General features: G+C 74.5%; 18 protein-coding genes. 9 read left to right on the top strand and 9 right to left on the bottom strand.

Going from position 1 to position 24,757, the window contains the following annotated elements; translation table 11 throughout:
- Positions 1-14: 14 nt before the first annotated feature.
- From treZ to glgX, 3 genes are all read right to left on the bottom strand, one after another.
- Positions 15-1,748 carry a malto-oligosyltrehalose trehalohydrolase gene (treZ, locus tag ACFVXH_RS01355; RefSeq protein WP_387819500.1) on the bottom strand — a complete coding sequence of 578 codons (1,734 nt, stop codon included), beginning with the start codon at positions 1,746-1,748 and terminating at the stop codon, positions 15-17.
- Positions 1,748-4,192: a malto-oligosyltrehalose synthase gene (gene treY, locus ACFVXH_RS01350; RefSeq protein WP_387819498.1), complete on the bottom strand. Its 2,445-nt coding sequence runs from the start codon at positions 4,190-4,192 to the stop codon at positions 1,748-1,750. The genes treZ and treY overlap by 1 nt, the downstream gene beginning before the upstream one ends.
- Before the next feature lie 126 nt (positions 4,193-4,318).
- Positions 4,319-6,526: a glycogen debranching protein GlgX gene (glgX, locus tag ACFVXH_RS01345; protein ID WP_049657607.1), complete on the bottom strand. Its 2,208-nt coding sequence runs from the start codon at positions 6,524-6,526 to the stop codon at positions 4,319-4,321.
- 408 nt (positions 6,527-6,934) lie between these two features.
- On the opposite strand from glgX, the gene ACFVXH_RS01340 reads away from it, so the two are divergent.
- The 4 genes from ACFVXH_RS01340 (at position 6,935) to ACFVXH_RS01325 (ending at position 11,544) form a co-directional block, all read left to right on the top strand.
- Positions 6,935-8,209, top strand: coding sequence for an SAV2148 family HEPN domain-containing protein (locus tag ACFVXH_RS01340; RefSeq protein ID WP_063780326.1), 1,275 nt, complete (start codon positions 6,935-6,937; stop codon positions 8,207-8,209).
- A gap of 43 nt (positions 8,210-8,252) precedes the next feature.
- Positions 8,253-8,771, top strand: coding sequence for a GNAT family N-acetyltransferase (locus tag ACFVXH_RS01335; protein ID WP_387819495.1), 519 nt, complete (start codon positions 8,253-8,255; stop codon positions 8,769-8,771).
- A gap of 86 nt (positions 8,772-8,857) precedes the next feature.
- Positions 8,858-9,601, top strand: a complete 744-nt coding sequence (locus ACFVXH_RS01330) for an ABC transporter ATP-binding protein (RefSeq protein WP_369808346.1) — start codon at positions 8,858-8,860, stop codon at positions 9,599-9,601.
- Positions 9,598-11,544, top strand: coding sequence for an FtsX-like permease family protein (locus ACFVXH_RS01325; protein WP_387819493.1), 1,947 nt, complete (start codon positions 9,598-9,600; stop codon positions 11,542-11,544). Before ACFVXH_RS01330 ends, ACFVXH_RS01325 begins: the two co-directional genes overlap by 4 nt.
- A 45-nt stretch (positions 11,545-11,589) precedes the next feature.
- Here the strand turns inward: ACFVXH_RS01325 and ACFVXH_RS01320 are convergent, their stop codons facing one another.
- Together ACFVXH_RS01320 and ACFVXH_RS01315 are read right to left on the bottom strand one after the other, a co-directional pair.
- The gene (locus tag ACFVXH_RS01320) at positions 11,590-12,012 is read right to left on the bottom strand and encodes a type II toxin-antitoxin system VapC family toxin (protein ID WP_387819491.1); all 423 of its coding nucleotides are present in this window, start codon (positions 12,010-12,012) and stop codon (positions 11,590-11,592) included.
- Positions 12,009-12,284 (bottom strand): hypothetical protein, encoded by a 276-nt coding sequence (locus ACFVXH_RS01315; protein WP_049659491.1) that lies wholly within the window; start codon positions 12,282-12,284, stop codon positions 12,009-12,011. Before ACFVXH_RS01315 ends, ACFVXH_RS01320 begins: the two co-directional genes overlap by 4 nt.
- Positions 12,285-12,421: 137 nt before the next feature.
- Here ACFVXH_RS01315 and ACFVXH_RS01310 point away from each other — a divergent pair, with 137 nt between their 5' ends.
- Positions 12,422-13,123 carry an exonuclease domain-containing protein gene (locus tag ACFVXH_RS01310; protein ID WP_049659490.1) on the top strand — a complete coding sequence of 234 codons (702 nt, stop codon included), beginning with the start codon at positions 12,422-12,424 and terminating at the stop codon, positions 13,121-13,123.
- A gap of 40 nt (positions 13,124-13,163) precedes the next feature.
- Here the strand turns inward: ACFVXH_RS01310 and ACFVXH_RS01305 are convergent, their stop codons facing one another.
- From ACFVXH_RS01305 to ACFVXH_RS01290, 4 genes are all read right to left on the bottom strand, one after another.
- On the bottom strand, positions 13,164-13,922 hold the full coding sequence (locus ACFVXH_RS01305; protein WP_387819488.1) for a DUF3592 domain-containing protein: 759 nt from the start codon (positions 13,920-13,922) through the stop codon (positions 13,164-13,166).
- Positions 13,923-14,021: 99 nt separating this feature from the next.
- A complete protein-coding gene (locus tag ACFVXH_RS01300; protein ID WP_387819486.1) occupies positions 14,022-15,044 on the bottom strand; it encodes a polysaccharide deacetylase family protein in 1,023 nt (340 codons plus the stop codon).
- A 173-nt stretch (positions 15,045-15,217) separates the two neighbouring features.
- Positions 15,218-16,126 (bottom strand): phosphotransferase enzyme family protein, encoded by a 909-nt coding sequence (locus ACFVXH_RS01295; protein ID WP_234348599.1) that lies wholly within the window; start codon positions 16,124-16,126, stop codon positions 15,218-15,220.
- Positions 16,127-16,283: 157 nt separating this feature from the next.
- Positions 16,284-18,518 carry an MMPL family transporter gene (locus tag ACFVXH_RS01290; RefSeq protein WP_387819870.1) on the bottom strand — a complete coding sequence of 745 codons (2,235 nt, stop codon included), beginning with the start codon at positions 18,516-18,518 and terminating at the stop codon, positions 16,284-16,286.
- Between the two features lie 567 nt (positions 18,519-19,085).
- On the opposite strand from ACFVXH_RS01290, the gene ACFVXH_RS01285 reads away from it, so the two are divergent.
- The 4 genes from ACFVXH_RS01285 (at position 19,086) to ACFVXH_RS01270 (ending at position 24,665) form a co-directional block, all read left to right on the top strand.
- Positions 19,086-21,284 carry an MMPL family transporter gene (locus ACFVXH_RS01285; RefSeq protein ID WP_049657492.1) on the top strand — a complete coding sequence of 733 codons (2,199 nt, stop codon included), beginning with the start codon at positions 19,086-19,088 and terminating at the stop codon, positions 21,282-21,284.
- 338 nt (positions 21,285-21,622) lie between these two features.
- Positions 21,623-21,829 carry a cold-shock protein gene (locus ACFVXH_RS01280; protein WP_049657493.1) on the top strand — a complete coding sequence of 69 codons (207 nt, stop codon included), beginning with the start codon at positions 21,623-21,625 and terminating at the stop codon, positions 21,827-21,829.
- Positions 21,830-21,992: 163 nt separating this feature from the next.
- Complete coding sequence (locus ACFVXH_RS01275; protein ID WP_387819484.1) at positions 21,993-23,660, top strand: DEAD/DEAH box helicase; 1,668 nt, start codon at positions 21,993-21,995, stop codon at positions 23,658-23,660.
- Positions 23,661-23,951: 291 nt separating this feature from the next.
- Positions 23,952-24,665, top strand: coding sequence for a ricin-type beta-trefoil lectin domain protein (locus tag ACFVXH_RS01270; protein ID WP_053112563.1), 714 nt, complete (start codon positions 23,952-23,954; stop codon positions 24,663-24,665).
- Positions 24,666-24,757 lie beyond the last annotated feature (92 nt).

Raw genomic sequence — 24,757 nt, 5'->3', positions numbered from 1 at the left:
GGTCGGCCGACGGCTCAGGTCAGCACGATCGCCACCGCGTCCGCCGCCACCCGCACCGCCGTCCCCTCCAGTTCCGCCGCCCCGAAGGCCGCGACCACCTCGCGCCCGGCGGCCCCCAGTGGCAGTGCGGCCTCCCGCGGCCCGAGGTTGACGGCGATCCGGTACGGCCCCCGGTGCACCACCAGCAGGCCCGCCGCCTCGTCGTACGTCGCCCGCACCGCGCCGAGGTCGGGGTCGGACAGTTCCGGCCGCTCGCGCCGCAGTCGGATCAACTTCCGGTACCAGACGAGGAGTTCGCTGTGCGGGGCGCGCCGAAGCTCGGTCCAGTCGAGGACCGAGCGCAGTACGGTGGCGGGTTCCTGCGGGTCGGGGACGGCCTCGGCGGCCCAGCCGTGCTCGGCGAACTCCCGCCGCCGGCCCTGTCGGACGGCCTCGGCGAGGTCCGGGTCGGTGTGGTCGGTGAAGTACTGCCAGGGGGTGGCGGCGCCCCACTCCTCGCCCATGAAGAGCATCGGGGTGAACGGAGAGGTGAGCACCAGGGCCGCGCCGCAGGCGAGCCGGCCGGGGGAGAGGCCGGCCGAGACGCGGTCGCCGAGGGCCCGGTTGCCGACCTGGTCGTGGGTCTGGAGGTAGCCGAGCAGCCGGTGGCCCGCGTCGAGCGGGGTGAACGGGCGCCCGTGGGTGCGGCCGCGGAAGGAGGACCAGGTGCCGTCGTGGAAGAACCCCCGGGTGAGCGTCCGGGCGAGGGCGGCGAGCGGCTCGCGGGCGAAGTCCCGGTAGTAGCCGTGGGATTCGCCGGTGAGCGCGCAGTGCAGGGCGTGGTGGAAGTCGTCGCTCCACTGGGCGGTGAGGCCCTGCCCGCCCGCCTCGCGCGGGGTGGTGGTGGCCGGGGTGTTGCGGTCGGACTCGGCGACCAGGAACAGCGGCCGGTTGGTGGCGGCCGCCAACGTCCCGACCTCGGTGGAGAGTTCCTCCAGGAAGTGGACGGCCCGGTCGTCCGCGAGGGCGTGCACGGCGTCCAGCCGCAGCCCGTCGATCCGGTAGTCGCGCAGCCAGGCCAGCGCGCTGCCGATCAGGTAGGCGCGGACCTCGTCCGAGCCGGGCGCGTCCAGGTTGACCGCCGCGCCCCACGGGGTGTGGTGCCGGTCGGTGAAGTACGGCCCGTACGCGGGAAGGTAGTTGCCCGACGGGCCGAGGTGGTTGTGGACGACGTCCAGCACCACCCCGAGGCCCTTGCGGTGGGCTGCGTCCACGAAGCGCTTGAGCCCCTCGGGCCCGCCGTAGGGCTCGTGGACGGCCCAGGGCGAGACCCCGTCGTAGCCCCAGCCGTGCTTGCCGGGGAACGGGCAGACCGGCATCAGCTCGACGAAGTCCACGCCCAACTCGACCAGGTGGTCCAGGTGTTCGGCGGCGGCCTCGAAGGTGCCGCGGGGGGTGAAGGTGCCCACGTGCAGCTCGTACAGCACCGCGCCGGGCAGGGCCCGGCCGTGCCAGCCGGTCCGCGACCAGCGGAACCCGGCGTGGTCCACGGCGCGGCTGGGCCCGTCCGGGCCGTACGGCTGCCGGGCCGAGCGCGGGTCGGGCAGCGGCGGGCCGTCGTCCAGCCGGAAGGCGTAGTCGCCCGCCGGGGCCTCGCCGGACCACCAGCCGTCCCGGTCCGGGCGGCGGGCCAACTCGTGGGCCGTGCCGTCGACTTCGACCCGTACCCGGGTGGCGGCGCGGGGCGCCCACACCTGGTAGACCGGCATCAGCCCCTCCTCGTCAGCAGCGCCACCGGCAGCGCCGTCAGCAGCTCCGCGGCCGGCACCGCGCCCGCCGGGAAGCCCCGCCCGGTCAGCTCGTCCGTCCACGGCCCGCCCGCCGGCAGCTCCAGCACGGTGTCGCGCCAGCCGCCGGCCCGCTCCAGCCCGTACGGCAGCCGGGTGACGGCGGTGACCACGTCCGCGCCCCGGGCGAAGGCCAGCAGGTGCTCGGCGGCCGGGCCGGCGGCGGGCAGCGGGCGGTAGGAGCCGAGCGGCCGGGAGCGGCGCAGGTGCAGCGCGGTGGCGGTGAGGTGCAGCTTCTCCCGGGCGAGGTCGCCGGGGCGCGGCGCGGCCGCGTCGGTGAGCCGCACGGCCAGCGCGCCGAGGTCCACCACGCCCCGGTTGTCCGGGTCCACCAGGGTGTACAGCGGCTCCTCGCCGCCCTGGTAGAGGTCCGGCACGCCCGGCACGGTGAGGTGCAGCAGCGCGGCGGCCAGGGTGTTGGCGCGGGCGTACGGGGCGAGGGCGTGCACGGCGCCCTCGACCCGGGGGAGCAGCCCGGGGTTGCCGTGGACGGAGCGGGCGCGCTGCTCCAGGGCCCGCTCGTAGCGGGGGTCGGGGGTGGTCCAGGAGGTGTGCAGCTTGGCCTCGCGGACGGCCTTGAGCAGGGCGGCGGCCAGCCGGTCCGGGTCGATCGGCCAGGCGGCGACCAGGGTGTGCCAGAGCAGCCAGTCGGCGTCCCGGTCGAGGCCGGGCGCGGCGGGGCCCGCGGCGGTGGACCAGGCGTCGACCTCGGCGGCCCAGGCGTCCGGCCGTTCGGCGAGCACGGCGAGCCGGGCCCGGGCGTCGGCGCTGCGCTTGGTGTCGTGGGTGGAGAGCACCGTCATGCCGTGCGGCCAGGTGCGCTCCTGGGCGCGGCACCAGTCGTGGAACTCCGCCGGGTGCAGTCCGGGCCGGGCCGGCTCGCCGCCGACCTCGTTGAGGCCGGGCAGGGCGTTCCAGCGGTAGAAGGCGGTGTCCTCGACGCCCTTGGCGGCCACCGCGGCGGCGGTCTGGGCGAAGCGCGCGCAGAACTCGTCCTTGTCCGCGCCGCGGCCCAGCTCCCCGAGCGCGAGCGCGGCCACCAGCCGGTCGGTCGGGTCGGCGGAGTCGTCCAGGGCGGCCCGCAGCTGCCGCGCCGAGGCGGCCGGGACGGCCTCGCCGGGCCGGGCGTACGGCCGGTACGCCGGGTAGCCGGTGAGCAGCCGGCCGAGCGCCGCGCGCAGCTGCCCCGGCGCGTGGTCGGCGTGCGCGGGCTCGGCGGCGCCGATCCGCAGCGCGATCCGGACCAGCCGCTCGACCTCGGCGGCGAGTTCGCCGTCCGGCCCGGTCATGTCGGCCCGCCCGCGCCGGGCCTCGGCGACCGCGGGGTGCGGGTCCGCGCAGAGGTCCCGGACCGGGCCGCCGTGCAGGAAGGACTCGTACGCCCCGGCCAGCCGGCAGGCGCCCGCGTGGTCGAGGAGCACGCCGTCGATCCGGCGCAGCGCGTCGTAGCCGGTGGTGCCGGCCACCGGCCAGTCCTCGGGCAGCCGCTCCTCGCCGGTGAGGATCTTCTCGACCACCACGTACGCGCCGCCGGTGGCGTCGGCCAGGCGCCGCAGGTAGCCGCGCGGGTCGGCGAGCCCGTCCGGGTGGTCGATTCGGAAGCCGTCCAGGACGCCGTCGGCGTGCAGGGCGAGCAGGACGGCGTGGGTGGCGGCGAACACCTCCGGGTCCTCGGCGCGCAGTGCGATCAGCTCGTTGACGGTGAAGAAGCGCCGGTAGTTGAGCTCGGTGCGGGCCAGGCGCCACCAGGCGAGCCGGTACCACTGGCGGGCGAGCAGCTCCTCCAGCGGGAGCCCGGAGGTGCCGGGGCGCAGCGGCAGCTCGTGCTCGTGGTAGCGCAGGGTGTCGCCGTCCACGGTGAGCCGGTCCAGCACGGCGCCGAGCCGGTCGCCGAGCAGCGGCAGCAGCACCCGTCCGCGCCCGGGGGCGTCGGCGGGGCCCGGCTGGGCGGTCCAGTCGATGTCGAACCAGTGCGCGTACGGCGAGTCGGGCCCGTCGCGCAGCACCTGCCACAGCGGCCGGTTGAGCCGTTCGGGGGCGGGCACGGCCATGTGGTTGGGCACCACGTCGGCGATCAGGCGCAGGCCGTGGCGGTGCGCCTCGGCGGCCAGCGCGCGCAGCGCCGGTTCGCCGCCGAGCTGCTCGCTGATCCGGGTGTGGTCGACGGTGTCGTAGCCGTGGGTGGAGCCGGGGACGGCCTCCAGCAGCGGGGAGAGGTGCAGGTGGGAGACGCCGAGGGCGGCCAGGTAGGGGACGGCGGCGGTGGCGTCGCGGAGGGTGAAGCCGGGCTGGAGCTGGAGGCGGTACGACGACGAGGGGACGGCGGCGGCCGGGCGGGGCTGCGCGGGCTCGGCGGCGGGGGTCATAGCTCCATAGGTACCCGGGGGAGGCCGCCGCCAAGACCCGCTGCTGACCCGAACAGGTGACCGCCCCGGCCGTCCGACGGCGCCGCGCGCCCCCGTACGAGCCGGTCCGGGGCCGCCGTCACCGTGCTACGCGGGCCGTTGCAGCACCATCAGCGAGCGGTCGGTGAGCCAGAGGGAGTCCCCGGCCTTGACCCGGGCGCCCGTCCCCGGGGCGGGCAGCCGGGACCGGGCGGTGTCGACCACGACCTGCCACTCCTGCCCGTGGTCGGCGGGCACGGTGAACTCCAGCGGCTCGAAGTGGGCGTTGAACAGCAGCAGGAAGGAGTCGTCGACGATCCGCCCGCCGCGCCGGTCCGGTTCGGAGATCGCGTAGCCGTTGAGGAAGACGGTCAGCGACTTGGCGTAGCTGGCGCCCCAGTTGCGCTTGGTCATCTCCTCCCCGGCCGGGGTGAACCAGGCGATGTCGGTGAGGTCGTCGAACCCGCCGACGGCCGGCCCGCCCGGGCCTTGCGGGCCGGGGCCGTGCCCGCCCCGGCCCGGTACGGCGGAGGCGGGCCCGGCCGCCCCCGGCCGCCCGGACACCGGCCGGCCGTGGAAGAACCGCCGCCGCCGGAACACCGGGTGGTCGCGGCGCAGCCAGATCATCCCCTGGGTGAACTCCAGCAGCCGCGCCTGCGGCCCGTCGTCCTGCGGCCAGTGCACCCAGGTGAGCTCGTTGTCCTGGCAGTAGGCGTTGTTGTTGCCCAGCTGGGTGCGGCCGAGCTCGTCGCCGTGCGAGAGCATCGGCACGCCCTGGGAGAGCATCAGGGTGGCGATGAGGTTGCGCTGCTGGCGCGCCCGCAGCTCCTCGACGGCCGGGTCGGCGGAGGGGCCCTCGACGCCGCAGTTCCAGGAGCGGTTGAAGGACTCGCCGTCCCGGTTCTCCTCGCCGTTGGCCTGGTTGTGCTTCTCGTTGTACGAGACCAGGTCGCGCAGGGTGAAACCGTCGTGGCAGGTCACGAAGTTGATCGAGGCGATCGGCCGGCGGCCGTCGTCCTGGTAGAGGTCGGAGGAGCCGGTGAGCCGGGAGCCGAACTCGGCGAGGGCGGCGGTCTCGCCGCGCCACAGGTCCCGCACGGTGTCCCGGTACATGCCGTTCCACTCCGTCCACAGCGGGGGGAAGTTGCCCACCTGGTAGCCGCCCTCGCCGAGGTCCCAGGGCTCGGCGATCAGCTTGGCCTGGGAGACCACCGGGTCCTGCTGGACCAGGTCGAAGAAGGAGGAGAGCCGGTCCACCTCGTGGAACTGCCGGGCGAGGGTGGCGGCGAGGTCGAAGCGGAAGCCGTCGACGTGCATCTCGGTGACCCAGTAGCGCAGCGAGTCCATGATCAGCTGGAGCACGTGCGGGCTGCGCATCAGCAGGCTGTTGCCGGTGCCGGTGGTGTCCTCGTAGAAGCGCTGGTCCCGGGCGAGGCGGTAGTAGGAGACGTTGTCCAGGCCGCGCAGCGACAGTGTCGGCCCCAGGTGGTTGCCCTCGGCGGTGTGGTTGTAGACGACGTCCAGGATCACCTCGATCCCGGCCGCGTGCAGCGCCTTGACCATGGACTTGAACTCCTGCACCTGCTGGCCGCGGTCGCCGGTGGAGGAGTAGGAGGAGTGCGGGGCGAAGAAGCCGACGGTGTTGTAGCCCCAGTAGTTGGCCAGGCCCAGGTCCCGCAGCCGGTGGTCGCGGACGAACTGGTGCACCGGCATCAGCTCGATCGCGGTGACGCCGAGCTTGGCCAGGTGCTCGATCACCGCCGGGTGGGCCAGGCCCGCGTACGTCCCGCGGATCTCCTCGGGGATGCCCGGGTGCAGCCGGGTGAGGCCCTTGACGTGGGCCTCGTAGATGACGGTGCGGTGGTAGTCGGTGCGCGGCGGGCGGTCGGTGCCCCAGTCGAAGTACGGGTTGATGACCACCGAGTGCATGGTGTGCGGGGCGGAGTCGAGGTCGTTGCGGCGCTCGGGGGCGCCGAAGTGGTAGCCGTAGACCGACTCGTCCCAGTCGATGTGGCCGCTCATCGCCTTGGCGTACGGGTCCAGGAGCAGCTTGGCGCTGTTGTGCCGCTGGCCCAGGCCCGGGTTGTACGGGCCGTGCACGCGGAAGCCGTAGCGCTGGCCGGGCTGGATGCCCGGGAGGTAGGCGTGCCGGACGAAGGCGTCCGTCTCGCGCAGCTCGACGGCCGTCTCGGAGCCGTCCTCGGCGATCAGGCACAGCTCGATCCGGTCGGCGCTCTCGGAGAACACCGCGAAGTTGACGCCGGCCCCGTCGTAGGTGGCGCCGAGCGGGTAGGGAGTACCGGGCCAGACCTGCATGACTCCTCAACTTCCTTGCTGCCAACGGAAACTGACGTGTAGTCCGATGAATGGCCCGGCCGTCCGCCCGGACCCGGACGCTCTCTTCCCGGCCGGACGGCCGGGCATGTGCGCAAGCGTGCGCCGTGACGCACGGCACAGTCGCCGTGACGCGCGGCACAGCGCATACTCCCCGAGCCCTCCCCCGGCGTCCGGGAGATCCGGCCCGGGTTGGGCCGAACGAGCGCCCGTCGGGCATTCGTGTGAAGAGTGCTCCCGGTGGTGCGGGAGAGCCCCCGGGCATCCGGCTGCGGGCGGCTCGCGACGGGCAGTACCCTTGATCGTCCGGCCGCCTGGGCCGACTCCCGACAGCCCGTCAACGGTCCCCGCGCCCGCGGGGGTCGGTGCGGCGACCAGATGAGGTGGCGCATGGTGTTCCCCGCCGGCGGCCGCGGCACCGGGCCCGACGGGCCCGGCCGGGGCGCGGCCCGCAGCGAGGCGCCCACGGTGGTCATGCGCCCCACCCTGACCGGCCGGGCCTTGGTGCCCGCCCAGAGCGGCCCCGTCGAGATACCCGCCCTGGCCTGGTCGGCCGCCGAGTGGGAGGACGCCTACCAGCGGGTCCGGCTGTCCGGCCGCGCCTACGTCTGGCTCAACCTGGTCGAACAGCGGCTGCGCGCCCTCGTCGACGAGGTGCTGCACCCGATCTACGCCCCCGCCCACGGTGAGGACTGGGTCACCGCCGCCGCCGGCCCGGCCGGCGAGGAGTGGGCGCACCGGGCCGGCGCCGTGCGCGAGGTCAGCCGCCGCAAGGGCTACCTGCTCGACCCCGCCGACGACGACCCGCTGGTCTTCCTCACCCTGCCCCAGCTGCGCGAGCTGATGGTGCAGCACTGGCCCTGCTTCGAGCCGTACCTCGCCGACCGGCGCGAGATCGAACTGGCGCTGGACGAACTGGAGGTGGCCCGGCACGTCGTCTCCCGCAACCGGGTGCTCACCCAGACCGTGCTGGCCCAGACCGAACGCGCCGCCGCCCGGCTGCTGGCCGTGCTGGACGGCGGCGCCGGCGGGGTGCCCGCCGACGTCGTCGAGTCCCTGGTGGCCGGCCGGTACGCGGACGTCGTCGCCGTCCACGCCGACCGGGTCCGGCTCCAGCGCGACCTGCCCGTCGAGGACCTGCTGGACGGCGCCCGGCGGCTGGACGCGCTCGGCATCGGCCTCGGCATGCTCTGCCAGAACTACACCGGCAAGCGCCTGGTGCGGCTGGCCGGCGAAGGCTGCCGGGTCCGGCTGCTCTTCCTCAACCCGGCGAGCAGCGCCGTCCGCCGCCGCGAACGCGAACTCGGCCTCGGGCGCAGCGAGTTGTCCCGCTCCATCGAGATGAACATCATGCACGTACGGCGGGTCCGGGCCCGGCTGCGGGACCAGGGCGGCTTCGAGATCCGGGTCTTCGACGAGACCCCGCGCTTCACCGCCTACCTGGTCGAGGGCCCCCGCACGCCCGGCCAGGCGGGCGGCCGCCGCCAGGGCCGCGACCTCGGCGTCATCCAGCCCTACCTGCGCCGCGCCCGTGGCATGGAGTCCCCGGCCCTGGTGCTGCGCGGCGGCGCCGGCCAGCAGCCCGGCGGCACCGAGCCCGGACTGCTGGAGGTCTACCGCGAGGAGTTCGAGGGCATCTGGGCCGACTCCCGGTCCGTCTCCTAGGCCGGTTGGTCGGGGCGGTGGCGCGGCTGCCAGACTGCGGGCCGTGAACAGCGACCCCGCCTGGAGCCTGCGCCCCGCCACCCCCGACGACCTCGAACCCGTCACGGACCTCAAGGCCCGGGTCATGCGCGCCGACCTGGAACGCCTCGGCCGCTGGGACCCGGCCCGCTCCCGCGAGCGGGTGCGGGCGTCCTTCTCGACCAGGTACACCTCCGTGCTCCTGGTCGACCGGGCCTTCGCGGGCTGCGTCACCGTTCGCCCCGACGAGCGGGGCGGACGCCACCTGGAGCTGTTCTACCTGGCCCCGCACCTCCAGGGCCGGGGCCTGGGCACCGCCGTCCTGCGCCACCTCCTCGCCGAGGCCGACGCCGCCGGAGAACCGTTTCGCCTCATCGTCCTCCGCGGCAGCGCCGCCCAGCGGCTGTACGAACGCCACGGCTTCACCGTCGTCCACGAGGACCCGGTCGACGTCCACCTGCACCGCCCCGTCGGCGGGACCGGAGTCCGCGAAGCCGAAGCCCGCGCCGAAGTCCACGCCGGGGCGCGGCGGCTGACGGCGTAACTGGCGGCGTAACTGACGGCATAACGATTCCCCCAAACGCCCTGGTCAGGGCCGTGACCCCCGTGGTAGGTGTAGCCCCCGTGAAGATCACGGGGGAGAGCGGGGCCGTACTGCGCCTCGACGACGTACACCGCACCTACGGAACCGGGCCGGAGGCCGTACGGGCACTCAGAGGGGTGGACGTCGAGTTCGCCCGCGGCGGGTTCACCGCCGTCATGGGCCCCTCCGGCTCCGGCAAGAGCACCCTGCTGCAGTGCTGCGCCGGCCTCGACCGGCCCGACAGCGGCCGGGTCACCCTGGACGGGACCGACCTCTCCGGGATGGGCGAGACCGAACTGACGGTGCTGCGCCGCGAACGGATCGGCTTCGTCTTCCAGGCCTTCAACCTGGTCGGCTCGCTCACCGCCGAACAGAACGTCGGCCTGCCGCTGCGGCTGGCCGGCCGCCGACCCGACCCCGCGCAGGTGCGCCGGGCCCTCGCCCAGGTCGGCCTCGGCGAGCGCACCGGACACCTGCCCTCCCAGCTCTCCGGCGGCCAGCAGCAGCGCGTCGCCATCGCCCGCGCCCTGATCACCCGGCCCCGGATGCTGTTCGCCGACGAGCCGACCGGCGCCCTCGACTCCGCCAGCAGCCGGGACGTCCTCGCCCTGCTGCGCGACCTCGTCGACCGCGAGGGCCAGAGCACCGTCATGGTCACCCACGACCCCGTCGCCGCCGGCTACGCCGACCGCGTCCTCTTCCTCGCCGACGGCCGGATCGTCGACGACCTGCCCCGCCCCACCGCCCAGCAGGTCGCCGAGCGGATGACCGCCCTGGAGACGGCGGCATGACCTCACCGCTCACCCTGCTGCCCGTCGCCGCCGCGAGCCTGCGCCGCCGCAAGGCCGCCTTCGCCGGCTCCTACGTCGCCCTCACCCTCGGCGTCCTGCTCGTCGCCACCACCGGCAGCCTGCTGAACGAGACCGCCGGCGACGACTCCCCGCTCGGCGCGCCCTCCCTGCACAAGGTGCTCCAGTTCACCGCCGCGATGGCCGCCTTCGTCGCGGTCTTCGTCGTCGCCGGAACCTTCGCCTTCGCCGTCGCCCAGCGCCGCCAGGAGATCGCGATGCTGCGCGCCGTCGGCGCCACACCGCGGCAGATCGTCCAGCTGATCACCGGCGAGGCCGCCGTCGTCGCCCTCGCCGCCGCCCTCAGCGGCTGCCTGCTCTCACTGCCCGGCGCCCCCGCCCTCGCCGCCTGGCTGGCCGCCCGCGGCGCCGCCCCCGACGGGTTCACCGCGCGCCCCGCCGCCGGGCCGATGCTGCTCGCCGCCGCCGTCGGCCTGCTCGTCGCCCTGCTCGGCGCCGTCACCGCCGCCCTGCGGGCCGGCCGGGTGCGCGCCGTCGAGGCCCTCGGCGACGCCGCCGCCGACCGCCGGGTCATGACCCCGCTGCGCTGGACCGGCGCGCTGCTCGGCCTGACCGCCCTGGCCGCCACCGTCGGCTACTACCTGGCCGCGCCCACCCTGCCCGCCACCCCCGGCGACCAGCCCGCCGACCCGCAACTCGCCTCCCAGTGGGTCCTCGGCGCCGACCTGCTCGCCATCACCGCGCTCGCCCTGTTCGCACCGGCCGTCGTACCGCCGCTGCTGCGGCTGCTCAGCGCCCCGCTCACCCGGGCCGTCGCCGCCGCCCCGCTGCTCGCCCGGCAGAACGCCCTCACCGCCGTGCGCCGCACCGTCTCCACCGCCACCCCGGCCTTCCTCACCATCGCGCTCACCGGCACCGTGATCGGCTCCACCGCCGCCTTCGCCGACGCCATGACCGCCCAGAACCGGGCCACCACCGCCGCCCGGTACGTGCTGCGCCCCGCCGCCGCCCCGCTGCCCGCCGACGCCGCCCGCCGGCTCACCGCCGCCCGGCCCGACCTGCACGCCACCGCCGCCACCGCCACCGTGGTCACCGGCCTCGGCGCCGCCACCGCCGACTTCGACGACCACGGCGAGGACTCGCCCGCGAGCGTGCCCTCCGCCGCCACCGTCGTCGACGGCGACCTCGCCACCGCCTGGACCCTGCCCGCCGTCGACGGCAGCGCCGCCGACCTGCACGGCGCCACCCTCGCCGCCTCCACCGACCAGGCCCGCGGCCACGGCTGGAAGATCGGCGACCAGGTCAACCTGCGCCTCGCCGACGGCACCGTCACCAGCCTGCGGCTCGCCCTGGTCTACCGCACCCAGCTCGGCCTGGACGAGGTCCTGCTCAGCGGCGAGGCCGCCGCCGGCCACCTCGCCGACGCCCGCCCCGCCGCCGTCCACCTCGACGCCGAACCGGCCGACCGGCTCGGCGGCACCCTCACCGACGCCCGCGACCCAGGACCCGACCCCGGCGCCCACTACGCCTGGATCGCCACCACCACGATCCTCGGGCCCGCCCTGCTCTACGCGCTGATCGCCATCGTCAACACCATGGTGATGAGCACCGCCGACCGCCGCCGCGACTTCGCCGTCCTGCGGCTGGCCGGGACGGTGCGCCGCCAGGTGACGTGGATGGTCGCACTGGAGGCCGTCCTGGTCGTCGCCACCGCCGCCCTGCTCGCCCTCGCCGTCACCGCGCTCACCCAGTACGGCACCACCGCGCTGCTCAACCACCGCGTCCTGGCCGGCCAGGCCGCCGTCCCCCTCCGCCTGCCCTGGACCCCGCTCGCCGCGAGCACCCTCCTGTGCCTGCTGCTCGCCGTCGCCTCCAGCGTCCTCCCCACCCGCCTCGCCCTCCCCACCCGGCCCCCGGCCCGGTAGCGCGTGCCTCCCGTCACGCCCGGCCGGGTCGGGCGTGACGGGCTGTCAGTACATCCACGGGTTCAGCACGGTCGCACCGGTCCGCGCCAGGTGCTTGACGTTGCGGCTGACGAGCGTCCAGCCGTTCGCGATGGCCGTGGCCGCGATCAGCGCGTCGGGCGGATCGATGGTGGCCCCGAGGCTCTTGGGTCGACGGTGAACGGAGAGGTATGCGGCGGCCTCCCGCTCTCCGATGACGGCGATCCGCCCCTCGTACTCCGCCCGGAGGCCGTCGAGGACCCGTCCGAGAGCGGCCTGACGCACCGGGTCGGAGACGGCTCTGACGCCTGCCTCGATCTCCGCGACGGTGATGACGCTGAGGGAGTGCTCGGTGGCCGGGACGGACCGGGCCCGTGCGATGACGGCGGGGGCCGGCTTCGGCCGCGTGGTGATTTCGGCGACCACGTTCGTGTCCAGCAGATAGGTCACTCGGGGTCCCCCTCGCCGTCGTAGGAGCGCGCCCCGAACTCCAGCCCGTCGAAGGGCGTCGTCAGGAGGAAGTCCAGGAAGCCGTCGGTGCCCAGCGTCGCCCAGCGGTGCAGCATCGCGGGAAGCGCGTCGATGTCGGTGTCGGCGAGCTCGGCGTCGAAGTGTTCGACCTGGTCCTCGGGCAGTGACCCGCGGATCTCTCTGATGGTCCGCAGCGGATGGGGCTCGTCGTGCCGGTGAGGGGGCACGGGCAGGTTCGGGGCGGTACTCATGGTCGGCTCCTTCGTGCGGGTCCGAGGGGCAGCGTAGGGCGACCGGGTCCATGATCGGGCTCCCCGCGGGACGGGTTGTCGGTGGGGCGGGTGATGATAGGGGCTGTTTCGAGAGGCAGGACGGAAGGACACACCTGATGAGCTGGTGGCAGCAGCCACTGGTCGGCTTCGACCTGGAGACCACGGGCACCGACCCGGCCGTGGACCGCATCGTCACGGCCGCGCTCGTGGACACCGTCGGGGCCGCCCGGGTGGACGCCGCGCACTGGCTGATCGACCCGGGGGTGCCGATACCCGCCGAGGCGGAGGCGATCCACGGGATCGGGGACGAGGTGGCGCGGAGCAAGGGCAGGCCGGCGAAGGAGGCGGTGGAGGAGATAGCCGCGGCGCTGTGCGAGCGGATCGCCGCCGGGCGGCCGGTCGTGGCGTTCAACGCGCCGTTCGACCTGTCGCTGCTCGACGCCGAGCTGCGCCGGCACGGGCTGGCGACGCTCGCCGAGCGCCTGGGGCGGCCGGTCGGGCCGGTGCTGGACGCGCTGGTGATCGACCGGGCCGTGGACAAGTACCGCAAGGGCTCGCGCACCCTGCAACGGGTCTGCGAGCTGTACGGGGTGGAGCTGACGGACGCCCACGAGGCGGGCAGCGACGCGCTGGCCGCCGTCCGGGTCGCCGTCGCGCTGGCCGGGCGCTACCCGGCCGAGGTGGGGGCGGTGCCGCTCGCGGAGCTGCACCGCCGGCAGATCGACTGGTACCGGCAGTGGGCCGAGGGCCTCCAGGCCTGGCTGCGCCGCGGCAAGGACCCGCAGGCGGTGGTCGACCCGCGCTGGCCCGCCCGGTGAGGCCCGCCGGCTGCGTCCCCGACCTCACGGGACGGAACACCTAGGCCTGCGGTCGGACACCCTCCGGCGGGGGCACGATGGCGGCCTCGGCGGTGTCCGGCGCGAGCGGGTCGTAGCGGACGGTCATGAGCTGTCCGACCCTCGGCGCGAGGTAGGCCTGGATGCGGATCGCGCAGACCAGGCTGCGCTGGACGCCGTCGGGGGTGGTGTAGCCGACGGTGAGCCGGAACTGGGGCTGGGCGTAGCCGCTGGGCTCGCCGGGCTGGACGGCGGTGACGGTGCCGGCGGTGCTCACCCCGTGGGCGGCGAGCCGGTCGGCGACCGTCCGGGCGGCGCGGTACGCGCGGTGCTGCGCGCGGAGCCGGGACTCGGAGTGGACGACCAGCGGCAGGGTGAGCGCCGCCAGGATCACGAGGGCGGGCAGGGCGGGCCGGTACGGTCCGCCGGGGCCGAAGGCCGCGCCGAGCGGCCCGAGCAGCAGGGCGAGGAACAGCACGCCGCCGGGGGGAAGCCGGTTCGGGGCCCCGGCTCCGGGGGAGCGGCCGACCCGGCCCGCCGCCAGCATGCCGGTCAGCCAGCAGAACAGGGCGCCGGCCCAGTACGCCTGGGTGGCGGCCGAGCCGAGGCAGAGCTGCTGGGTGCAGGTCTCCGGCTCCCGGTAGGCGACCACCCCGGCCGCGAACAGCCGGCCGGCCACCGCGCACAGCGCCAGCAGGAGCAGTGCCGCGACCGCCCGGCCGAAGCCCAGGCGCGGTTCCAGGTAAGGGAGTTGCTTGCTCGACGGGGGAGCGGCAGTCATGCCCGGAGGCTAGTGCGACGGCCGGGGCGGGCGGTACGCGCGCCCGCTGTCCGGTCGGTGAACGAGGGGGAAACTCCGCGGCGGCGGGCCCCGACGGCCCTACGCGGCAGGGAAGTCGAAGGTGTAGCCCTGGGCGACCAGCCAGGGCAGCAGCTGCTTGAGCGCGGCCACGGTCTGGCCGCGGTCGCCGCCCCCGTCGTGCATCAGGACCACGCCGCCGGGCTTGAGCTGCTTCTGCACGGCCGAGACGATCGCCGGCGTCCCCGGGCGGGCCCAGTCGCGCGGGTCGACGGACCAGCCGAGCGAGGACATCCCGAGGCTCGCGGTGATGTGCTCGTTGTCGGCGTTGAAGCCGCCGCCCGGGGCGCGGAACCAGCCGACCTCGGTGCCGGGGCCGCCCGCCTGGAGGATCATGTTCCGGGCGGCGGTGATCTCGTACGCGGCCTTGTCGTGCGGGAGCTTGGCGAAGGGCTGCGGGTGGTGGACGCTGTGGTCGCAGAGCCGGTGCCCGGCGGCCAGGATCCGCTTGACCATGGCGGGGTTGGCGGCGGCGTTCTGGCCGATCTGGCAGAAGGTGGCCTTGGCGTGGTACTGGGCCAGCAGGTCGAGGATCTGGCCGGTGGCGGGGCCGGGGCCGTCGTCGAAGGTGAGCGCGACGGTGCGGCCGCCGGAGGCGGTGGAGCCGATCACGGTGCCCGCCCCGGTGTGCGGGGGCGGCGCGGCGGGCGAGGACGGGTCGGCGGCCGGTGCGGTCGGGGTGGCCGGCGCGGTGGGCGTGGCGGAGAGGGGGGTGCCGGTGGCCGCGGGCGGGTGCGGCTTGGCCGGCGCCGACGGGGAGGAAGGGGAGGCAGGGGAGGCGGCCGGGGAGCCCGCGCCCGGCGGCACGGCGTCGGAGCCGGGGGTCGGCGTGAGGGCGGTCGCCGCCGTCCCGCTCGGCCGGGCGTCGGCCGGGGACGCCGTCCCGGAGGTCGCCGCCGCGCTCGGCGGCTGGAGCGCCCCGCTGGCGGTCCCGCACGCGGCCAGCCCCAGGGCGGCGGCCACCGCGGCACAGCCCGCGAGCAGCCGGCGCCGGGATCGGGACAGTCGGTTCGGGGCGGAGGGGCGGCGGGCGGTCCGGTGCATGGCGGCGGCTCCTGAGGTGCGAGTACGGTGCCGATCTCTCGGGTCAGGATGACTGTCCGATAGGACGCCGATCGTACGTGCACCGGTTGCCGACCGGACCGAACCGCCGTAAGAGTCTTCTCACACTCGCCCCGGTGGCGGCCCCGCGCCGCCGCGGGTACCGGAGGCGCCCTTCAGAACGGGTACCAGCGCACCTCGGTGGCCCCGTCCCGCAGCGAGTCGACCCGGCGCCGGAACTCCTTCAGCGCGGCCGGGTTGCTGGCCGCCTGCTGCGCCACCCAGGAGGCGCTGGCGGTCTCCCGGGCGCCGCGCAGCACCGTGAAGCCCGGCCACTCGCGCACGTCCCAGCCGTACGCCTCGGTGAACGCGCGGTACTCCTCGGCGGGCACGCCGTACCGGTCCTGGCTGAGCGCGAGGACCACCAGGTCGTGCTCGCGCAGGTCGTTCGCCATGAACTCCAGGTCGAGCAGCACCGGCCCGTCCGGGCCGACGTGGATGTTGCGCGGCAGCGCGTCGCCGTGGATCACCCCGGGGTGCAGCCGCGGGACGAGGTCGGGCAGGGCGGCCTCGAAGGCGTCGCGGCGGTGGCGCAGGAAGGCGACGTCCGCCGGGTCGACGTGGCCCTCGGCGGAGGCCAGCCAGCGCTCGACCGGGGCCAGCAGGTCGCGCCGGCCGAGCGTGAAGGGCGGCGGCGGCAGCTGGTGCAGGGCGCGCAGCAGCGGGGCGAGGTCGACCGGGCGGGCGGGCCGGACGGCGGGCGCGAGCCGGTGCCAGAAGGTGACGGGGTGGCCGTCGGCCAGCTGCGGCTCGGGCGCCACCGCGTCGTATGGGCGGACCACCGGCACGTCCTGGCCGGCCAGCCAGTGGGCGAGCGCCAGCTCCCGGTGCGCCCGGTCGTACAGCTCGGGACCGCGGCCGACCTTGGCGACCACGGCCGGGTCGCCGAGGTCGAAGACGGCGTTCTCGCCGAGCGCGAGCAGTGTGGCCCCGTCGGGGGCGGCCAGCCCGGCCGACTCGCAGGCCTGGGCGAGGAGCAGCCGGGCGCGGCCCTCGTCGAAGGGGATCATGACTGGGGTTCCCATTCCGCCGACGTTCATCCGGGGGACCCCGGACGGTGATCATCATGACGCACGGACGCCGGGCCCCGCGCGCTGCGGGGCCCGGCACCGGACGCGTCGGGCGGGTGGGACAAGCCGGACGGGTCGGACAGCCCGGACGGGTCGGGGAGGCCGGGGAGGCTCAGACCCCGGCCCGGCGGTGGCGGGCCCCCTCCGCCGGCCCGGCCGGCTGGGCGGGCAGGCCCCGGTCGGCGCCGGCCGGCGGGACGGGCTCGCCGTGGGAGAGGTCCGGCAGCCAGTTCAGCCAGCGCGGCAGGTACCAGTTGCGGTCGCCCAGCAGGGTCATCACCGAGGGCAGCAGCACCCCGCGGATCACCGTGGCGTCGATCAGCACCGCGACCGCGAGGCCGACGCCCATCTGCTTCATCACCTGCATGGACAGCGAGCCGAAGACCGAGAACACCGCCACCATGATCACCGCGGCGCTGGTGACCACCCCGGCCGTGGAGCGGATGCCGTCGGCGATCGCGGCCCGGGTCGGCAGGCCGCGGTCGTGGCCCTCCTTGATCCGGGAGACCACGAACACGTGGTAGTCCATCGAGAGCCCGAAGAGGATCACGAAGAGGAACAGCGGCACCCAGGACTCCACCGCGCCGACCCCGGCGGTGCCCAGCAGCGAGGCGCCCACGCCGTGCTGGAAGACCAGCGTCAGCACCCCGTACGCGGCGCCGACCGAGAGCAGGTTGAGCACCACGGCGGTGGCCGCGACGACCGGGGAGCGGAAGGTGGTGAGCATCAGCAGGAAGGCGAGGACGACCACGAAGCCGAAGACCAGCGGCATCGAGTCGCCCATCTTCCGGTTGAAGTCGTACGACCCGGCGGTGTCGCCGGTGACCGGGGCCTCGGTGCCGGGCACCGTGAGGACGGTGGCGGGCACCAGCTCCTCGCGCAGGGCCCTCAGGGCGTCGTTGCTGGTGGCGTCGTTGCCGGTGCCGTTGAGCGGGATGTCGACGGTGGCGACGTTCCTGTCGGCGTGCACCGTGACCTCCACCGGTCCGTGCATCCGCCCGCTCGCCAGGGCCTTCGCCTTGAGGTCGGCGATCGCGGCGGTCATCGCGGGGGAGTCGATGTCGACGGCCTTGATCACGACGGTGGCGGGGGCGGGGCTGCCGGGGAAGGCGGCCTCGATCTTCTGCGAGGCGGCGACCAGGGCGTTGCCCGCGGGCAGCTGCTGCTGGAAGGTCAGCTTGGCGGTGTGCATGGTGAGCAGCGGCGCGGCCAGGGCCAGCAGGAAGGCGCCGGCGAGCAGGGTGGCGGCCAGCGGGCGGCGCAGCACCGGGGTCAGCACCGCGTTCCAGAAGCGTCCGCCGGTCCGTGCGGCGTCCGGGCGGCGCAGCTTGGCGAGGAACGGCACCCGGCCCTTCTCGACCCGGTCGCCGAGCATCGACAGCAGCGCCGGCAGCACGGTGAGCGAGCCGAGCACGGCGGTGATCACGACCAGGATGGTGGCGAAGGCCATCGCCTTGAAGGTGGCGATCCCGGTGAGGAACATCCCGGCCATGGCGACCACCACGGTGACGCCGGAGACCAGCACCGCCCGGCCGCTGGTGGCGGCGGCCACGGCCAGCGCGGTGGCGGCGTCGCGCCCGGCGGCCCGCTCCTCGCGTTCGCGGCGCAGGTAGAAGAGGCAGTAGTCGACGCCGACGGCGAGGCCGACCAGCAGCATCACCGAGGAGGCGTCGCCGCTGGTGTGCAGGAAGCCGCTGCCGAGCGCGACCAGTCCGGCGGCCGCGACGAAGGCGGTGAGCGCGAGCACCACCGGCAGCACGGCGGCGACCAGCGCGCCGAAGGCGACCAGCAGGATGCCGAGGGCGAGCGGCACGGCCGTCCACTCGGCGCGGGCGAAGTCGTTCCCGACCTGGTCCCGCATCCACTTGCCGGAGCTGGCGTCGCCGAGCTGGACGACGGTGAGGTCCGGGTGCTGCCTCTGCACGCCGGCCACCGCGTCCAGCACCGGCTGGACCTGGTCGGCGGCCTCGGTGCGGTCGCCCTTGAGGGTCAGCGTCACGAGCGCGGAGTGGCCGTCGGCGGAGACCGCCTTGGTGTCGTACGGCGAGCGGACCTCGGCGGCCCGGCCGGTGCCGTTCACGGCGGCGACCACCTGGCCGACGGCGGTGCGGAACTCCGGGTCGTCGGCGGTGCGGGTGGCGCTCTGGACCAGGACGGTCTCGCCGGCCGGGCTCTTCAGCCCGGCCTCGTCGAGGATCCGCGCGGCCCGGGAGACCTGCCCGGGGACCGACTCGGCGTCGGTGATCCTGACGCTGCCGTGGGCGGAGCCGAGCGCGGCGGCCAGGACGACGAAGAGCAGCCAGCCGAACACGGCGGTCTTGCGGTGCCGGGCGCTCCAGGCGCCCATCGCGGCCGCCAGGCCGAGTCTGGACTTCACGGGCTTCACGGTGGTTTCCCCCCTGGGAGAGCGGCGGTCGTCGCCGGACGGGAGCGGCGGGGGCCCTGGGTCGGGGGACCGCCGCTCTGGGGTGCGCCGGCTGCGCTCCGGCGTCCCGATCGACAGTAGGGAAGCCGGTCCTGACGGGTAATCCGGCTGGCGGGTGGCCGTTTCCTGGTGCTTCCTTCGGGGCCCGGGTGGGGTTTTCCCTACCCTCCGACCCCGAGATCTCCTCCTGGGGGGTAGGGGATGCTCCTCCACCCTGAGGGGGAGATGACTCCACCCGGAGCACGAGGTCAGGAGGGGTGCGTCCGGGAGAGACTGGGCCGGGGCCGCTTCGGGCGGCCCGACGGGGGTTGAAGCACACGGGGGCTCCTTGCCGGGCGGCAAGCAAGTACTCGTAGGATGATGCCCCAAACCTACTTACCTGCCGACCGGCAAGGGAGTGCCGTCGGCACTCCCCGCGCCGGTCCTGCCGTCGCCCAGCGTCCCGTCCCCCAAGGGCTGCGGTGAACCATGCCCAGGAGGCACACGAGCATGTTCCACCGACTAGGACAATTCGTCGTACGCCGCCCCTGGTGGGTGATCGGCGCATGGCTGATCGCCGCGGTCGCGATCGTCGCGACCGCCCCGCCGCTGAAGGCGAACACCGACGAGGCCGCCTTCCTGCCCAAGCACTACGAGTCCATCCAGGCCGCCGAGCTCCAGCAGAAGGCCTTCCCGTCCAACATCTCGCCCTCCGCGCTGCTGCTCTTCGAGCGCACCGACGGCGGCAAGCTGGACGAGGGCGACGCGGCGACCATGACCAAGGTCACCCAGGGGCTGGCCGACAAGAAGATCCCGCTGGTCGAGCTGGTCGTCCCGGTCTCTCCGGCGTCCTACTCCCAGGACCACAAGTACGCGATGTCGATGGTCTCCATCGACAAGACCAAGATGCAGTCGGACGAGTTCACCGACGCCGCGAAGAAGCTCCGCGACGAGGGCACCGCGCTCGCCTCCGGCAGCACCCTGAAGTTCCAGGTCGGCGGCCCGGCCGCGATGAACCTGGACCAGAAGGACGCCGGCAAGACGGCCGGCATGCTCATCGGCCTCGGCACGGTCGTGATCATCCTGCTCACGCTCGGGATCATCTTCCGCAGCCCGATCATCGCGCTGCTGCCGATCCTCTCCGTGATCATCTACTCGATGGTCGCCAACGGCCTGATCGCGGACGCCAGCAAGCTGTTCGGGCTCAAGGCCGACAACTCGATGGAACAGATCCTCACCGTCGTGCTCTACGGCGTCGGTACCGACTACTTCCTGTTCCTGATGTTCCGCTACCGCGAGCGGCTGCGGGCCGGTGACGACCGCAAGCAGGCCGTCGCCAACGCCGTCGGCCGGGTCGGCGAGGCGATCGCCTCCGCCGCCGGTGCCGTCGTGGTCGCCTTCGCCGTGCTCGTCCTGTCCAGCCTCGGCATGTTCAAGGCGCTCGGCCCGTCGCTGGCCATCGCGGTGGCCGTCACGGCGATCGCCTCGGTCACCCTGGTACCCGCGATCCTCTGCCTGATCCCCGAGAAGGTCCTGTTCTGGCCCTCCAAGGCCTGGCAGCGCGAGCCGTCCAACGCCCGCTTCGCCGCGATGGGCCGCAGCGTCGGCCGCCGCCCGGGCGCCGCCGCCCTGCTCTCCGGCCTGGTGATGGCCGGCCTCGCGGTCGCCGCGCTCGGCTACCAGGGCACCTTCGACATGGCCGGCAGCTCGATGCCGAAGACCAAGGAGTCGATGGTCGTCCAGGACACCATGATCAAGGCCTACTCGGCCGGTGCCGCCGACCCCGCGCACATCTACCTGACCAGCCAGAACGGCAACAAGATCGACGTCGCCGGCCTCAAGGGCTACGTGGCGGACCTGGGCAAGGTGGACGGCGTCTCCAGCGCGGCCCTGCCGGACCCGGAGCACGGGGTCAGCAAGGACGGGCTCACCGCCGACATCACCGTCGTCCTCAAGGACGAGGCGGCCAGCAACAAGGCCATCGACACCATCGGCGAGGTCCGCAAGGTCGCCCACGACCACGCGCCCGCCGGCACCAAGGCCTACGTCGCCGGCACCACCTCCGTGTACAAGGACATCAACACGGCGATGGCCCACGACTACAGCCTGGTCTTCCCGATAGCCGCCGTCCTGATCATGGTGATCCTCGGACTGCTGCTGCGCAGCGTGGTCGCCCCCTGGTACCTGATGGCCTCGGTCGGCCTCGGCTTCGGCGCCACCCTCGGCGCCACCACCCTGCTGTTCCAGAACATCAAGGGCGAGCAGGGCCTGATGTTCATGCTGCCGATCCTGATCTACCTGTTCGTGGTCGCGCTCGGCACCGACTACAACATCCTGATGATCGCCCGACTGCGCGAGGAGGCCCAGGAGGGCCGCAGCCCCCGCGAGGCGGCGAGCCAGGCGATCCGGCACGCCGGCCCGACGGTGGCCGCCGCCGGGTTCATCCTGGCCGCGACCTTCGCCACCATGCTGCTGGCCGGCAACACGATGATGAGCGAGATGGGCTTCTCGATCGCCATCGGCATCCTCATCGCGGCCTTCGTGATGGCGATGTTCTTCACCCCGGCGCTCACCGCGCTGCTCGGCCACCGCGCCTGGTGGCCCGGCCACGCGGACGCCCCGGGCCACGGCCACGGCCACGGTCACGGCGAGGGCCCGGCCCCGGTGGCCGGTGCCCACGGGATGCCGGAGCCGGCCGGCCGGCGCTGAGCCGACCGGGTCGGTGTGAACGGTGCCCTGACCCGGCCCTGACCGGGTCGGTACGAACAGGCGGCGCCCCGCTACGGCGGGGCGCCGCTGCCCCGTTTCCGAGGCCACCAAACGTGATCTCCTGGGCGGGAAAATCCCCGGTCAACCCCCGTGCCACCGTGCTACAGTCGAAGCAGTTGCAGTTTTGGTTCCCATGAACGTGGTGTGCGCCTGCTGGTACCAACCGACAGGCGCATTTGTTTTGTCCGGTGTTTCAGTCTCCGGATGGGGATCGCGGCTACCACGGGGATCCACGAGGTGTGGATCCCTGATGCCCCCAGGATTTAGAGGAGACGGTTATGGCTACCGGCACCGTGAAGTGGTTCAACAGCGAGAAGGGCTTCGGCTTCATCGAGCAGGATGGTGGCGGCGCCGACGTGTTCGCCCACTACTCGAACATCGTTGCCCAGGGCTTCCGTGAGCTGTTCGAGGGCCAGAAGGTCGAGTTCGACGTCACCCAGGGCCAGAAGGGCCCGCAGGCCGAGAACATCCAGATCATCGGCTGACGTCAGCCTCCACGCTGACTCGCGATCATCGCGAAGCGGGGGCCCGCACCGCACGGTGCGGGCCCCCGCTCATGCCGCCGTACGGCCGGGGCGGCGCACTCCATGCATCCGACGGCCGACTCCAGCCCGCAGCCCGGGCTGTAGACCGACGGACGGAGAATCCGTGACCACCCCTGCCCGCTCGCCGCGCGACCGCGGCCCCCGCACCACCGACCAGGCCCGCCGCACCGCCGGCGGCGACCGCCCGCGCAAGCCGCGCGGCCGTAGCGGCGCCCCCAAGCAGGCCCGCCCCGCCGCCGCCCCCGAGGCCACCGACTTCACCGTGGTCCAGGGCACCCCGGCCCGGCCCCCGGCGGCGTCCTTCGCCGAGCTGGAGATGCCCAAGGCGATCCTCTCCGCGCTCGGCCGCCAGGGCGTCACCGAGCCCTTCCCGATCCAGGCCGCCACGCTGCCCGACTCGATCGCCGGGCGCGACGTCCTCGGCCGCGGCCGCACCGGCTCCGGCAAGACCCTGGCCTTCGGCCTCCCGCTGCTCGCCCGCACCGCCGGGCGCCGCGCCGACGCCCGGTACCCGCTGGCGCTCGTCCTGGTGCCCACCCGCGAGCTGGCCCAGCAGGTCACCGAGGCGCTCACCCCGTACGCGACCGCCGTCAACCTGCGGATCACCACCGTCGTCGGCGGCATGTCGATCAACAAGCAGGCCAACGCGGTGCGCCGCGGCACCGAGGTCCTGGTGGCCACCCCGGGCCGGCTGGACGACCTGATCGGGCGCGGCGACGTCAACCTCTCCGACGTCGCGATCACCGTCCTCGACGAGGCCGACCAGATGGCCGACATGGGCTTCCTGCCGCAGGTCAGCAAGCTGCTGGAGCAGGTCGCCGAGGGCGGGCAGCGGATGCTGTTCTCCGCCACCCTGGACCGCAACGTCGACCGGCTGGTCAAGCGCTTCCTGACCGACCCGGTGACCCACTCGGTCGACCCCTCGGCCGGCGCGGTCACCACCATGGACCACCACGTCCTCCAGCTGGAGCAGGCCGACAAGGCCTCCGCCACCGCGCACATCGCCTCCCGCGACGGCCGCGTGATCATGTTCGTGCACACCAAGCACGGCGCCGACCGGCTCGCCAAGCAGCTGCTCGCCAACGGCGTGAAGGCCGCCGCGCTGCACGGCGGCAAGTCCCAGCCGCAGCGCAACCGGGTCCTGGACCAGTTCCGGGACGGCCACGTCACCGCGCTCATCGCGACCAACGTCGCCGCCCGCGGCATCCACATCGACGGCCTGGACCTGGTCGTCAACGTCGACCCGCCGGTCGACCACAAGGACTACCTGCACCGCGGCGGCCGCACCGCCCGGGCCGGCGAGTCCGGGACGGTCGTCACCCTGGTGCTGCCCGAGCAGCGCCGCGAGGTCAACCGGCTGATGACGACGGCCGGCATCCGCCCGACCGTCACCAAGATCCGCCCGGGCGACGCCGACCTCACCCGGATCACCGGCGCCCGCATCCCCAGCGGCGTGGCCGTGACGCTGGCCGTACCGGTCACCGCCGACCAGGCCGCCGGGGCCAAGGGCGGCGCCGACAAGCCCGCCGGGGCCAAGTCCGGCACCCCCCGCCGCCGGCCCGGCAAGCGCTCCGCGCTGCCCGCCGACGTCGACATGAACGGCAACCCGCGCCGCCCCCGCCCCAAGCAGCGCATCGGCGGCGCCGCCCAGGGCGAGCGCCCGCAGGCGGCCGGCTTCATCGGCCGCTCCTCGGGCCGCGCCAAGCCCGGCAGCGGCACCAAGTCCGGCTCCAACTACGGCACCGGCCGCCAGCGCCGCAAGGCCGACTGACGGCCGTCCCGGCCACGCCGTACGGGCCCCGCACACCCCCTCGCAGCAGGGGGCGTGCGGGGCCTCCGGCTTTCCCGGACCGGCGCCGTGCCGTGCCCCCGGCGAAACTGCCGCCCGGACCGACCGCCCAGCTCAGCCCCGGCGCACCCGGCAGCTGCCGGTGCCCTGCCGGTTGACGGCCGACCGCGCACCCCCGAGTCTCTGACGCGGCCCACACATCCGACGCCCCGTCACCACGAAGGCGCGGATGGTGAGTCCACGTGACCCCCCACTCGGAAGGACGACCGTCCCATGCGCCGAACCTCCGCCCTGCTGACCACCGCCCTGCTCGCCGGGGCCGCCGCCCTGGCCGCCCCGGCCACCTCCGCCCAGGCCGCGCCGGCCTGCGGCGCGTGGGCCTCCGCCTGGAACGCCGTCGGCAGCTGTACCGGCCTCGACCCGATGCAGACCTGGACCGTGACCGCCAACTGCCTCTACTGGAACTCCAACCACACCGTGCAGTTCTCCCGCCCCGCCATCGGCGGCATCGCGATCGGCGACGGCACCATGTCCGCGTCCTGCGGCATCGGCGACAGCGTCCAGTTCCCGCGCGTCGTCCTCGGCGCCGTCCCGCCGGCCGGCCCGACCGGCCAGATCTCCGGCTACGCGAGCAAGTGCGTCGACGTGAAGGGCGCCAACGTCGGCAACGGCACCGCCGTCCAGATCTACGACTGCAACGGCTCCGTCGCGCAGAAGTGGCGGATCGGCGTCGACGGCACGATCCGCGCCCTCGGCAAGTGCATGGACGTCTCCGGCGGCAACACCGGCAACGGCACCAAGGTCCAGATCTACGACTGCAACGGCAGCGGCGCCCAGCAGTGGCAGGCCCGCCCCGACGGCTCGCTCCTCAACCCGCAGTCCGGCCGCTGCCTGGACGACCTCGGCTTCTCCACCGACAACGGCAACCAGCTCGGCATCTGGGACTGCAACGGCGCCGCCAACCAGAAGTGGAACCTCCCGGCCTGACGCCCGAGCCCCCTTCACCGCGGTCCGCCGCCCCCGCACCACACCGGGGGCGGCGGACCGTCTTCGGTGCGGCTGCCGCTCGGTGTGATCAC

The sequence above is a fragment of the Kitasatospora sp. NPDC058184 genome (assembly GCF_042883725.1).
Classification (GTDB): Bacteria; Actinomycetota; Actinomycetes; order Streptomycetales; family Streptomycetaceae; genus Kitasatospora.
This window is presented reverse-complemented; position numbering and strand designations above follow the sequence as displayed.